The following is a 13,244-nucleotide window of genomic DNA, read 5'->3' as shown; positions in this document are numbered from 1 at the left end:
GAGAGTGCGCAGATGAGCGCGCGCGGCAGGAAGGAGCCGGTGGATCCGGCGCCGACCAGGCCGTTCGTGCTGGGCATCGGTGTCGACGTGGTCGACATCCCCTCGTTCGCCGAGCAGCTCGACCAGCCCGGCTCGACATTCGCCCGGTCCTTCACCGGGGCGGAGCGTCGGGAGTGCGCTCGTCTGGCGAAGACCAGCGGGAACCTCGCGCAGCACCTCGCGGCCCGGTGGGCGGCGAAGGAGGCCTTCTACAAGGCCTGGACGCTGGCCGACGCCGGAGACGAGATTCCGGGCGCACAGATGGACTGGTCGCAGATCGAGGTGGTCAAGGACCGCTGGGGTCGGCCGTACATCCGGCTGGCGCCGGTGCTGGAGGCCCGGGTGAACGGCGCGCTGACCGCCCGGTTCGGTGGTGCCGACGGTTCCGGTCACGCGGTGTGGCAGCTGAGCCTGTCGCATGACGGGCCTGTCGCCCAGGCGTTCGTGGTCGGGGAGTGGCGGGTGTAGCGTCAGCACCCTGTACCCGGGTGTGGACCGGGGTGTGGCCGACCGGTTGCATCTGGTCCCGCGCGGTGTGCGGCTCTTCGTTGTCTCTCTCCGCTTTCCCGCCGTCTTTCCGCCACATTCCCTGGTATGTCCACTGGTCAGTCAGCGTCGGGGCATCTGAACCCCGTCTTGCGTCCGCAGGTTGTGTCAGACGTCCGCAGGTTGTGTCGTATTTTCGGCTTAACCGACACAACCCGCGGACGCCTGACAAAACCTGCGGACGCTGTTCCCACTCCTGTCTGTCCCGGGCCCGAGGCCCCTGCGCCATCCTGGGCCAGGTTCAGCTCCCGAGCTCCCGAACAGAAATACTGTCGTGACGATGTTCAATATGCTCGTTGAAGTGCCTATTCCGCTCCGTCGCCCTGCCTGTCACCCCTGCCTGACGTGCTGTCCTGTGCAGAGTGCCGTTCCCGAAAAATGAAGGAGGCACACCGGTGACAGTGACCGACGACAGTGCCTGGTCAGGTGCAGCTGACAGAGCACCGTCACCGCGAAGGTGACGCGGAGGCGACTCGGAGGTGACGCGGCGACCGTCACGGCCGGACAGTCTCCCACGTGAGGTACCCCGGGGACCTCAGTACAACATCCCCATCACCTCGCGCACCCGGGTCAGCGTGGCGTCCGCGACCTCGTTGGCCCGCTCATTGCCCTCCCGCAGCACCGACATGAGGTAGCCGGGGTCGGCCAGCAGTTCAGCGCGTCGCGCGCGATGCCCCGCGAGGTGATCGTTGACTGCCTCGGTGACCACCCGTTTGAGTTCGCCGGCCCCGGCGTCACCGATCTCCTCGGCGATGTCGCGGGGGTCCCTGCCGGTGAAGCCGGCGGCGACGGTGAGCAGGTTCGCGACCTCGGGGCGGCGTTCCGGCTCGAAGGTGATTCTGCGTTCAGCGTCGGTCACCGCGCGGCGCAGGATCTTCGCCGTCTCGTCCGCGGTCGCTCCCAGGGGCACCGTGTTGCCCCGGGACTTGCTCATTTTCCGGCCGTCCGTGCCGGTGATCATCGGGGCGTCGGTCAGCAGTGCCTCCGGCTCGGTGAACACCTGCTCACCGCCGGCGTAGCGCTCGTTGAACCGGCGGGCGATGACGCGTGCCTGCTCGATGTGCGGCAGCTGGTCCTGGCCCACGGGCACGACGTTGCCGTGGCAGAACAGGATGTCACAGGCCTGGTGCACCGGATAGGTGAGCAGCAGTCCCGACATCGCCCGGCCGTCTGTGGCCGCGAGCTCGTCTTTCACTGTCGGGTTGCGGTGCAGTTCCGCCTCGGTGACCAGGGACAGGAACGGCAGCATGAGCTGGTTCGCCGCCGGTACCGCCGAGTGTGCGAAGATCGTCGTCCTCGCCGGGTCTATGCCGGCTGCGAGATAGTCGGCGAGGACGCCCCGGACGTTTCCCTGCAGGTCACCGAGCGAGTCGCGGTCGGTGATGACCTGGTAGTCGGCGATGAGCAGGAAGGTGTCGATGCCTTTGTCCTGCAGTTCCACCCGGCTGCGGACGGTGCCGAGGTAGTGCCCGATGTGCAGTGCACCGGTCGGTCGGTCGCCGGTGAGGACGCGGAGCCTGCCCCGGGCCGGGGCATCGGCCGGGTCCGTGCTGTCGATGAGCTGCCGCAGGCGGTCGCTGCGTCGGCGGGCTGCGGTGAGGGAGGCGTTGTTCGTCATGTGGTCTTCTCCTGGGAGGTCATGTCTCCACGGGGCGGGCGGCACCTGACAGAAAGAAGGACGCCGCCCTCGTGTGGAGGCGGCGTCGAAAAATACGGGTCATCCGGCAGCTGCCTGTCTAGGACAGCCACCACCATGCGCGGGGCCGGCAGGATGCGCCGGTGCAGGATGAACTCACGGAACTCACCTTACGCTCTCAGCCTCTCGGAGCGCAGTCGGGCCACTTCCCCTGACAGCTGGTCGGCGAAAGCTCCGGTCATGGGCGGCAGTTCGGAAGGGGCACATCCCACGGCGCGGGCCAGCAGCAGGTCCGCCAGCTGCGGGTTGCGGGCCAGCACGGGGCCGTGCATGTATGTCGCGATCACTGGTCCCTGTACCGCTCCCTCGTGGTACACCTCGACCTTCGCCTGCTCCGGGGTGAGTCCGGCGTGCAACGCTCCGTGGGCGTCGGTGTTGCCTGTGCCGTGGATGACCCGACCCAGCGGTGCGGCGTCTGGTCCGAGGATCGTGGCCCCCTGGTGGTTCGCGAATCCGGTGAGGGTGTCCGTCAGTTCATGCAGGTCCGCGTTCTTCGGTTCCGTGTTCTCCGGGTCCGTGCCCTGTCCCGTGCCACCGGTTTCCGGGGCCACGGGCGTGGACCTGAGTTCGCCGATCATCCTCTTCTGCAGGGAGGAGGTCGTCGCGTCGATCAGTCCGAGACCCTCGACGGTCCGGCCGGAGGCACGGAAGGACCGGCCGAAGACCTGCAGGCCGGCGCAGATCGCCAGGACGGGGCGTCCCGCCGTGACTGCCCGGGTGATGCCCCCGTCGGCGATGAGGTGTTCGGCGGCGAGGATCTGGGCGACGTCCTCACCACCGCCGACCGTGTACACGTCGAGTCCCTCCGGGACGGGTTCCCCGAGCAGGATGCGGTGGATTTCGGCGTCGATGCCACGCATCCGGGCGCGTTGTCTCAGAACCAGGGCGTTCCCGTCGTCTCCGTAGGTTCCGAGAACATCAGGGAGCACAAGTCCGATCGTCAGGTCACTCATGGCGTCCTCCCTGGTTGCTCCTGTCCGGCGATTTGCCGGGATCTCTGCTCAGTGCCTTGTTGAGGTCCCGGAACGCGGTGTAGTTGGCGAGGACCTCGACCCGCCCCGGTGGGCAGGCGCGGACCGCCTCGAGCATGTCGGGGACGGTGACGTGCTCCACTCCCGCATAGCCGAGGCGTACCGCCAGGTCAGCGGAGCGTTCCCCGGAGGCGACGACCTTCAGGGAACCGAAGTTCTCGAAGACCACGTCCCAGAGCCAGGACAGGTCGGTTCCGTCGGCGACCTGACCGTTCACGGCGATGACGAGGCCGTCGGCACTGCGGTCAACCATCGACAGTGCCTCCTGCCAGCCGGCCGGATTCTTCGCCAGCAGCAGGTGGACCTCCCGGCCCGCGTACATGACGGTGGAGTACCGACCAGCGACATTGTCCACACGTTCCGCCGCGGCGACCGCGTCGGGTTCACCGACTCCCAGAGCGACCGCGGCGGCGACCGCCTGAGCCGCATTTCCCCGGTTCGCGTTACCGGGCAGGGTCAGGGACAGGTCCCGGGTCCCGCCGGGGGTGTGGAGACCCTCCGCATCGACCGACCAGGTCGGGGTGGGGCGCCGGAACTCACTGCCGTCCGGCAGGGGCTTCACCGCGTACCAGCCCGGGGTCCCGTCCGGTTTCTGCGTCCTGCCCACAGCACCGCCGGTCCGGGGGCAGCTCGTGGAATCGCCGGTGAAGCCGACCCCGGCAGACACCCACACGACGTTGGGGCAGTCCCAGGCCACGGAAGTGACCTGTACGTCATCGCAGTTGGCCACGACAGTCAGGTCGGGGCGGGAGTTGACGTACTCACGGAGGACCTGTTCGATCCTGTTGATCTCACCGACACGGTCGAGCTGGTCGCGGGAGAGGTTGAGGAGGACAAGAACACTGCACTCCAGTTTCGCGGCGATGTGCGGGACATGGAGTTCATCGACCTCGAGGATGATTCGGTCGGCGTCCCGCCCCGCCAGGAGTGCGGAGATGACTCCGGCGTCCATGTTGTCGCCACCGTCGTTGGTGCACACGGTGCCGATGCTGCGGACCGCTTCGGCGAGCATCCGCGTTGTCGTGGATTTGCCGTTGGTGCCGGTGACGATCGCACAGGGACGCCCCCGTCCGAGACGTTCCATCAGTTTCGGGTCGATGAAGTCGGCGACCAGGCCGCCGATCATTCCTCCGTTGCCCCGGCCGGCCTTCCTGGACGCCCAGGTGGCCACGTCAGCGGCACGGACAGCGAGTGAGGTACGCAGTCCCATCGGAATCCTTCCTATCTCTGCTGGTCAGGCTTGGTCTGTCGGTCTGCTCCGGAGCGCCGGCGACGCCGGGGCGCCGACCGGTCCGGTTCGGGCCCGGTCGCACCACCCTGTGCCGGGCGGTCTTTCCGGTCCTGCCGGTCCTGCCGGTTCTGCTGTCCGTTGTCACTCCGGGTGGAGCCGGCCCCGCGGGAACCCGCCGCACCACGGCGACGGCCGCGGTTGCGTGACCGCTTACGGTTCTTCTTCACGGCTCCGTCCCGGGAGGGGCCGCCCTCCGGGGATTCTGCGGTGGTCTTCGGGGACGCCTGCCCTGCAGACTTGCCGCCCTGCCCGCCGGACACCCTGCCGCCCTGCTTCTTCGCGCCCTGTTTCTTCATGTCACGGGGCTTCCCGCCGCCCTTCCTGTTCCTGCCGCGGCCGTGACCACCGCGCTGCGGGGCGGGTATGCGCGGTGTCGCAGGTCGTGGATCAGGGTCCTCCAGAGTCGTGGAACCGGGCGCGACATCCTCCAGTGCGGCGAGGAACTCTTCGTCGCTGAACAGGGGAATGTTCTTCCTGTGTGCGTGCATAGCCTTGCCCCGCAGTGCATGGTTCGCGTTGCACACCACGAGGCTGGAGGTCCGGTTCAGTTTCTCGCTGTAGACGAGGCCCTCACGCAGTCCCGCGGAGATGAGCACGTCCGGGTCGGTGGCCACGTCAGGGCTGACGACGAATTCCATGCCCTCGACCAGGGAACCGGGATGCGTGGACTCCGGCACCCCGGGGTTACCGAACGGTCGGGGAGCGGTCGTGGCGTCCACCCGGACGGCGGAACGCTGCAGGCCGAAACGGTCGGCGGTGAGGTCGGCGGGCACGGAGGACTGGATGGTACCGCGCCCGGCGTCCGCGAGATCTTCCTGGACAAGATGCAGAGGCATGAGGATGCGGGCGTCGGCGAGCAGAAGCTCGTCGGCACCGGTGTCCGACCTTGCCTCGGACGCCGCGGCGCCGAGTGCCGGCAGTGCGGACACCGGGAGTTCGAGCCCTTCGTGGTCCCGGTAGTACCCGGCAATGCTGCGCAGTCGTGGATCCTCCACGGGAACTGACTGACGTCTGGCGGTGGCGAGGGTGTCGACGATGCGTTCAGGGACCGGGACGTTGATCCTGCGGGGACGCCGGGTACTGCGCCGGCGCCCCCTGCCCCCGGACTGGGCCCCGGACCGGTTGGCGGCCCGCTGCGCTCGACGAAACTCCTGCACGATGAAACCCCAGGTCACGGCAGTGCCATGGCAGATGAGTGTCCGCCCGTCGAGCAGGGTGTACAGCAGGGGGGCCACAGTCGCGAAACCGGGCGCCTGTCCCAGGTCAGCTTCGGTGTAACCGTGGAGGTGCCACGGCCCCGGGTCCTCCCCGGGGTTGATCTGCTGCACCACACCCGTGAGTTCGACAGTGCCGTCGGCGGGCACGGCCGCCGTGTCCGCCGTGCCGGCTCCGCCGGCCGCGACATCACCGGCTACATCTCTGCCGACATCACTGCAGGCGGGACGGTTCCCGGTGAAGGGCACCGTGTTCCCCTCGGCGTCGTAGAGTACTGCGGCGACTCCGACGAGCCGTGAGGTGGTGGGGTGGATTCCCGAGGTCGCGATGGTGAGGGAGATGAACGGGGCGGCCCCGGCATCGGGAATGTCCCCGTGGAAGGTCTTGGGGAGCCGGGTCGGGCGGTCGCGGGACGGACGGTCTGCGGGGGATCTGTCACCTCTGCGCGCAGGGTCACCGGTTCCGCGGGTGCCGTCGGCCTGTTCGAGGACACGGGTGGACGGTGGTGCCGCCCGCCGGTGGACCTGGCGGCGTCTACGTCGACGGGACCGGCCGGAAGAGGAGGAAGCGGACGCCCCGGTCGTCCCGGAGTTCCCGGTTGTCTCGTTGTCCGGGCCGGTGGAAGTCATGGAGCCATCATACGGTCCGGTGTGTCGGCCGTCCTAAGCACCGGCGGTGAGCCGCCCCGGCGACAGTTCAGGCAGTGCCGCCGACAGCTCCTCCGCGGTCATGAGACCGGAGTCGCGGACCACCTCGGGAACACTGCGTCCGGTTCTGGCGACCTCCCCGGCCACCTCCGTCGCCCGGCCGTAGCCGATCCAGGGCGACAGGGCCGTGGCCAGGGACGCCGAGGACCACACCCTGTCGCGCAGACGTTCCGCACGGGAAGCGTCGCAGGTGATGCCGTCGATGCAGCGTACGCGCAGTGTCTCCAGAGCGCGGGTGAGATGCTCCAGCCCCTGGAACAGGACATGGGCGATCACCGGTTCGAAGGCGTTGAGCTGCAGCTGACCGTTGTCCGCGGCCATCGACACAGTCATGTCGAAACCGGTGATCTCGAAGGCGACCTGGTTGACGACCTCCGGGATCACGGGGTTGACCTTCCCCGGCATGATCGATGAACCGGCCTGCACCGCAGGTAGGGCGATGTCCCCCATCCCTGATCCTGGTCCACTGGAGAGCAGTCGCAGGTCGTGGCAGACTTTCGAGGTGTTCAGTGCCGCCCTCTTCAGTCTCGCGGACAGGTCGACGAATGCTCCGACATCGGGGGTTGCGGCGACGAGATCCGGGGCGCGGCGTACCTCCAGTCCGGTGAGTCCGGTGATCTCCGCGATCATTTCGGCGGTGTAGCCCTCGGGGGCGTTGAGACCGGTTCCGATGGCGGTGCCGCCGATGTTGAGTGTGCGCAGTCCCGCAGTGGTGGAGAGGAGGGCGTCGGCGTCCTCCCGGGCGAGACGGGCGAAGGCGGCGAACTCGCGGCCGAGGGTCATGGGCACGGCGTCCTGCAGCTGGGTCCGTCCCAGCTTGAGCACGCCACTGAACTCGGCGGCGCGGCGGTCCCAGGCGTCGGCGGTGAGTCGCAGCTCTTTCACGGCTTCGTCGACGAGGGAGGTCAGGGCGATCTTCACGGCCGAGGGGTAGACGTCGTTGGTGGACTGGGAGCAGTTGACGTCATTGTGGGGGTCGACCACGTCATACCTTCCCCTGGGAAGGCCGAGGTGTTCCAGTGCGATATTGGCGATGACCTCGTTGGCGTTCATATTGGTCGAGGTGCCTGCCCCGCCCTGGATCATGCTCAACGGGAAGAGCTCACGCAGACGGTCGTCGAAGGCACCGCCGCGCAGCTTCCTGCACGCGGCGACGACGGCGTCCCTGACCTGGGGTTCGACCAGTCCGTGACGGGCGTTGACGACGGCGGCGGCTTCCTTGAGCACTGCCAGTGCCCTGACGAGAGGGGGGCAGTCACCGACGGCGGTGGCGGAGACCGGGAAGTTCACGAGAGCCCGGCCGGTGTGGACACCCCAGTACCGGTCGTCGGGGACCTCGACGGTTCCGAGGAGGTCACGTTCGGTGCGGTGACCGCGCCGGGCGGAGGTCTCCGGTGCTGCGGTGGCAGGGCCGGTGGCGGGGTGGGTGGCGGTGCGGACGGCCGGGTCGGTGGCAGGGTGGGCGGCGGTACGGGTGACGGTCATGGTGTGGTCCTCTCAGGAGTGGTGCGCCGGGGTGTCGGCGGTGGTGACGTCGGCGGTGTGCTGCGGTGTATGACCCGGGGTGTGGCCCGGTGTATGGCCCGGGACGCGGAAGAGGTCGGGGACGGTACCCGTGCCGGTGACGAGTCCGGCCGCGAGCTCTCCGATGAGGGGGGCGAACTTCGCTCCGTGGCCGGAGCAGGGCGAGACGACGGTGATGCCGTCCGCCCGGTCGATGAGGAAGTTCTCGCCCGGAAGATTGGTGAACAGGCAGGTGGTTTCGGCGTAGGGCTCCGGGACAAGGCCGGGCAGGTGGCGTGTCACGTAGCCGGTCATCCGTCGGCGGTTCTCCGGGTCGATGCGGCCGTCCTGCAGGGACGCCGACCTCATTTTCCGACCGGCGTTGTACTCCGCGATCTTCTGGCCCCGCCATCCGGCGTCCCGCCCTCCGGGGAGGCTGTAGACCCTGGTGTCCCGGGATTTCTGGATGAAGGTGGGCCAGGTCGTCCCGGCGTCCTCTGGTGTGCGGCCGCAGTCTCTGCTGTCCCGGTAGGGGAAGTGGTAGGCGTTCTCCTGGCTGACCCGGGGTACCGGCAGGCGGTGGAGGAATGCGGAAGGGAGGTCGGCGGCTGCGGTGATGTCCGCGACCCATCCTCCGGCGGCGATGACGACCTGTCCGGCCTCCAGAACGTCTCCGGTGGTGGAGGTGACGGTGTACCCGGCAGCACCGGTGCGGCGGCGGACCGAGGCGGCCTCCCAGTGGTCGAGGACGAGGGTGTCCCCGGTTCTGCGGGCCAGGTCCAGCTGGGCGTGGACGGTCGATTCAGCGTCGATGACCCCGGCCCCCGGGTGCCAGAGGACGGGGGAGGACGCCGTGGAGTCGTCCCCGTCGCCTGTCGTGTCGAAGACGATCCCGGGCCACCGGTCCGACGCCTCGGAGACGGTGAGCAGTTCGTGCTCCACTCCGGCGTCGGAGAGCACCCGGGCGAGGGCGGCGGGGTCTCGGACGGTGCCGAAGTCGAGGGAACCGGATGGGGTGATGAGGCGCCTGCCCGTCTGCTGCTCGAGGTCGTCCCAGCCTTTCCGGGATTCGACGACGAGAGAGGTGTAGAGAGGGTCGGGGTAGGAGTACCGGAAGATGCGGGCGGAGCCGTGTGAACTGGCTTCTGCGGAGGCGGGAATGTCACGGTCGACGACGATGACGGAGTGTGCGGGGCCCTGTCCTGCGGACAGGGCCCTGGCCACGGCGGAGCCGGAGAGTCCGGCACCGATGACGATCACGTCTGCCTGCAGGCCGGTGCGGGTGGCGGGGGTTTCCGGGTTACGGTCGGTGGGGCTGTCGCTCACGGATGATCCTTGTTCCTGGGCGGGGATGTGTCCGGCACACCATGTGTTTACTAGTATGATGTGCTGATGCATGACAGTAAACACCCGGTGGTGGCGGACCGCCAGAGGGGACGGGACTTTTAACCTGCCGGAAGCATCCGGAAGCATCCGGAAGCATCCGGAAGTGTCCGTAAGTGTCCGGAAGGATGACGAAGGCCCGGTTCCGTGGAAGGAACCGGGCCGGCGTCAGACAGGATCAGGCGACGGGCTGCGAATACGCCCGGTTGACCGCCGAGGTCATCGCTTTCAGCGACGCATAGGTGATCGAACCCGCGATACCCACGCCCCACACCTTCTGACCGTCGACCTCGGCCAGCACATACGCGGCGGCCTCGGCATCGTCGCCGGCCGTGCGGGCATGCTGGCTGTACTCCTGCACCTCGAAGTCGACCCCCAACGATTCCAGGGCGTTCGCGTAGGCGGCCAGGGGACCGTTGCCGTGACCCTGGATGGTGCGGTGGGCACCGTTCCACTCCACCTCCGCGGTGACCTTGGTCTCGGAACCTTCAGTCTGCGGGCCGTCCACGGTCACCGAGATCTGCTCCAACGGAGCGGTCCGGTCCAGATACTCCCCGGAAAAGATGTCCCACATCGCCTTGGAATTGACCTCACCGCCCTCGGCGTCGGTGACGGACTGCACGACAGAGGAGAACTCGACCTGCATCGGCCGCGGCAGTTCCAGGCCGTGGTCGGTCTTCATGATGTAGGCCACCCCGCCCTTGCCGGACTGGGAGTTCACCCGGATGACCGCCTCGTAGCTGCGGCCGACATCCTTGGGGTCGATGGGCAGGTAGGGGACGGCCCACTGCACGGCACGGAACTGTCCGTCGGAGATCTCGTTGGCGTGGTGGCCGGGCCACGCAGACTCCGCCATCACGTCGAGGCCCTTGTTGATGGCGTCCTGGTGGGAACCCGAGAAAGCGGTGAACACCAGGTCACCACCGTACGGGTGCCTCTCCGGCACCTCCAGCTGGTTGCAGTACTCGACCGTACGGCGAATCTCCTCGATATCGGAGAAGTCGATCTGGGGGTCGACCCCCTGGGTGAACATGTTCAGCCCCAGGGTCACCAGGTCGACGTTCCCGGTCCGCTCACCGTTGCCGAACAGGCAACCCTCGATACGGTCGGCACCCGCCATGTACCCCAGCTCCGCGGTGGCCACCGCGGTCCCGCGGTCATTGTGCGGGTGCAGGGACAGGATCACCGAGTCACGACGGTCGATGTTGCGGTCCATCCACTCGATGGTGTCCGCGTAGACGTTGGGGGTGGTCATCTCCACCGTGGAGGGCAGGTTGATGATCATCGGATGGTCCGGGGTGGGTTCCATGATCGCGGTCACCGCGTCACAGACCTCCTTGGCGAAAGCCACCTCGGTGCCGGTGAAGGACTCCGGAGAGTACTCCCAGCGCCAGTTGGTGTCCGGGTAGTCCGCAGCGATCTCCCTGATCAGCGTCGCGGCGTCAGTCGCCAACTTCTTGATCGCCGGCTTCTCCTTCCTGAACACCACCCGGCGCTGCAGGATCGACGTGGAGTTGTAGAAGTGGACGATGACGTTCTTCGCACCTTCGCAGGCCTCGAAGGTCCGACGGATCAGATGCTCACGGGCCTGGACCAGGACCTGGATGGTGACGTCGTCGGGGATCATGTTCTTCTCGATGATCTCGCGGACGAAATCGAAGTCCGTCTGTGAGGCGGACGGGAAACCTACCTCGATCTCCTTGAATCCCATGCGCAGCAGCAGGTCGAACATGCGGCGCTTACGCTCCGGGCTCATCGGGTCGATCAATGCCTGGTTGCCGTCACGCAGGTCGACCGCGCACCACTGGGGGGCCCTGTCGATGACCTTGTCCGGCCAGGTACGGTCCGGCAGCCGGAAGTCCTCCACCTCGGTGAAGTGCGGCTGGTAACGGTGGACCGGCATCTGTGAGGGACGCTGCCGGTTCCAGGACGGCTGGTCGGCCGGGATCTCACCGGCCGGGGTGTCGATGTGGGCCGGGGCGGAGATGAACGAATCGGTGGGGGTCACGGTGTGCTCCTGATCAGGTCTGACGCTGGCGGTGCGTCTCGGTGGAAAACTCTCGACACCGACCGGCGCAACTCAACCCCGCGACGGGGAGCCGGTCGGTATTACACCCTGACCCCGCCGCGGCAGAGAAGAAGAAGCTGACCGCGGAACGTGTTCACGGCGACCACTCTAACCCATCGGCGCCGAAGAGTGTGACACGGCCCATATGACACACCATATCCGGGGGGATTCCTGCGAGGCTTCGCTAACCTCAGGGGCGATGAACAGCCACGCCCCGGGAGCCCGCCCCGCCACCAGCCCCGCCACGANTACCAGAGTCGTATGTCGCTGCTGTTTTTTTCTTGTCAAGCAGAAGACGGCATACGATACTCGGCTTAGTCTCGTGGGGTCGGAGATGTTTATTTTTTTTTTTTCAGGAAAAAGCCGCCATACGGGGTGGGAGTCCGTCTGGTGGCCTCGGGGATGTGTAAAGGAGACGGGCAGCCCCCGCCGTATCCCCGTGGTCCCGGTCGTGGCGCTCGCCACCACGGCCCTGCTGCAGACGGTGCAGTTCCTCTCCATGCAGATCGCCGGCTCCCGCCGGGGAATGTCCCTGACGGAGGTGCTGATGCAGTGGGACTCCCAGTGGATGACCCTGATATCACGCCACGGCTACTCAGGATTCTCCATGGGCACTGCCGGCCAGCCGGGAGGGGAGCCGATCCAGTGGCAGTCGGTGGCGTTCTTTCCCGGCTACCCCTTCCTCGTCCGGACGGTCGCCGCGCCGGTCAGGTTCCTGACCGGCGCCGAGATCACTTCCGGAGCGGCGGTCGGAGTGTCGGTCGTGGCGTCCTTCCTCATGGTCTGGGGGCTCGGACGCCTCGCCGTGGACGTCCTGTGGCCCCGGGTACGGGGGATGCGGGGACGACAGGACGACGCCACCGTGACACCGGCGGGCCCGGTCACCGAAGGACTGCTGACAGCGTCGGCAGGGGTCCTGGCGCTGGGGGCGCCGATGGCCGTGGTCTATGTCATGCCGTACTCAGAGTCCCTCTTCACCGCACTGTCGGTCTGGACGGTGTACATGCTGCTGCGGGGGCGCCACCTCACGGCGGGTGTCCTGGTGTTCCTGGCGGGCCTGACCCGCATCACCGCCGTGGTGCTCGTGCTCACCCTCTTTGTCGCCGCCGTCGTGGAGCTGTGGCACTGGTGGCGCGCCGGGCGGGGAGCGGACACCGCCGGCCGGGTCGAGCGTGCCTGTGCCGCGCCGGTGATCGGGGCTCTCGGGACCGCCGGCTACATCATCTGGGCCAACCGACAGACCGCGGAGATCGGCGGCTATTTCGCCGCCCAGGAACGAGGCTGGCACTCCGGCTTCGACTTCGGCGTGGCCACCTGGGAATGGGTGACCACCAGACCGTTGAACATCTTCTCCCACGGCGTCGACGACGGGACCATGCCGGGATACGCCATATCAGGGTGGTCGATGATCCTCGTGGCCGTGCTGTGTGCGGTCTCCCTGTGGCCGCTGCTGACCGGGACGATCCCCTGGCAGCTGTGGCTTCCGGCCGTGGCAGTCGCAGGGATGACGCTCGGGTCGGACGGAATAATGCACTCCCGGCCGCGTCTGCTGCTCATCCCGGTGCTCTTCCTTCTTCTGCCTGCGGTGGTCCGCGGTGTCCGCGCGGTGCGGTCCGGAGCTGTGCGACGCCCGTGGTTGGCAGGGGTTCCGGTGGTCGTCGGCGTCACCTGGTGTGTGGCCGGCACGCTGGTTTCCGCGGCGATGCTCGTGGACTTCGCCTACGCGATATAGCCGGAGACATGCACGATGAGGACATCCAGGTTG

9 protein-coding genes are annotated in these 13,244 nt (G+C 67.7%); 2 read left to right on the top strand and 7 right to left on the bottom strand.

Annotated elements, in window-relative coordinates; all coding sequences use genetic code 11:
- Positions 1–12 precede the first annotated feature (12 nt).
- Entirely contained in the window at positions 13–507 is a 495-nt protein-coding gene (gene acpS / locus E0E18_RS06890; protein WP_110482401.1) for a holo-ACP synthase AcpS, read from the top strand.
- A gap of 613 nt (positions 508–1,120) precedes the next feature.
- Here the strand turns inward: acpS and trpS are convergent.
- The 7 genes from trpS to leuA form a co-directional block, all read right to left on the bottom strand.
- The gene (trpS, locus tag E0E18_RS06885; protein ID WP_066588130.1) at positions 1,121–2,203 is read right to left on the bottom strand and encodes a tryptophan--tRNA ligase; all 1,083 of its coding nucleotides are present in this window, start codon (positions 2,201–2,203) and stop codon (positions 1,121–1,123) included.
- Positions 2,204–2,391: 188 nt separating this feature from the next.
- Entirely contained in the window at positions 2,392–3,234 is an 843-nt protein-coding gene (locus E0E18_RS06880; RefSeq protein WP_130839886.1) for a type 1 glutamine amidotransferase, read from the bottom strand.
- Positions 3,227–4,522 carry a MurT ligase domain-containing protein gene (locus E0E18_RS06875; protein WP_130839884.1) on the bottom strand — a complete coding sequence of 432 codons (1,296 nt, stop codon included), beginning with the start codon at positions 4,520–4,522 and terminating at the stop codon, positions 3,227–3,229. Before E0E18_RS06875 ends, E0E18_RS06880 begins: the two co-directional genes overlap by 8 nt.
- An 11-nt stretch (positions 4,523–4,533) precedes the next feature.
- Positions 4,534–6,447, bottom strand: a complete 1,914-nt coding sequence (locus E0E18_RS06870; RefSeq protein ID WP_130839882.1) for a DNA polymerase III subunit epsilon — start codon at positions 6,445–6,447, stop codon at positions 4,534–4,536.
- A gap of 33 nt (positions 6,448–6,480) precedes the next feature.
- Entirely contained in the window at positions 6,481–8,010 is a 1,530-nt protein-coding gene (locus tag E0E18_RS06865) for an aspartate ammonia-lyase (RefSeq protein ID WP_130839880.1), read from the bottom strand.
- A gap of 12 nt (positions 8,011–8,022) precedes the next feature.
- Positions 8,023–9,354 carry an FAD-dependent oxidoreductase gene (locus E0E18_RS06860; RefSeq protein ID WP_237559672.1) on the bottom strand — a complete coding sequence of 444 codons (1,332 nt, stop codon included), beginning with the start codon at positions 9,352–9,354 and terminating at the stop codon, positions 8,023–8,025.
- Between the two features lie 235 nt (positions 9,355–9,589).
- Positions 9,590–11,419: a 2-isopropylmalate synthase gene (gene leuA, locus E0E18_RS06855; RefSeq protein WP_066588115.1), complete on the bottom strand. Its 1,830-nt coding sequence runs from the start codon at positions 11,417–11,419 to the stop codon at positions 9,590–9,592.
- A 511-nt stretch (positions 11,420–11,930) separates the two neighbouring features.
- Here leuA and E0E18_RS06850 point away from each other — a divergent pair.
- Positions 11,931–13,211: a glycosyltransferase family protein gene (locus E0E18_RS06850; RefSeq protein ID WP_237559671.1), complete on the top strand. Its 1,281-nt coding sequence runs from the start codon at positions 11,931–11,933 to the stop codon at positions 13,209–13,211.
- Positions 13,212–13,244: the final 33 nt, after the last annotated feature.

Source organism: Corynebacterium neomassiliense (genome assembly GCF_900626215.1).
GTDB classification, from domain to species: Bacteria; Actinomycetota; Actinomycetes; order Mycobacteriales; family Mycobacteriaceae; genus Corynebacterium; species Corynebacterium neomassiliense.
The sequence above is the reverse complement of the archived record's forward strand: the minus strand, read 5'-3'. Positions and strand labels throughout refer to the sequence as shown.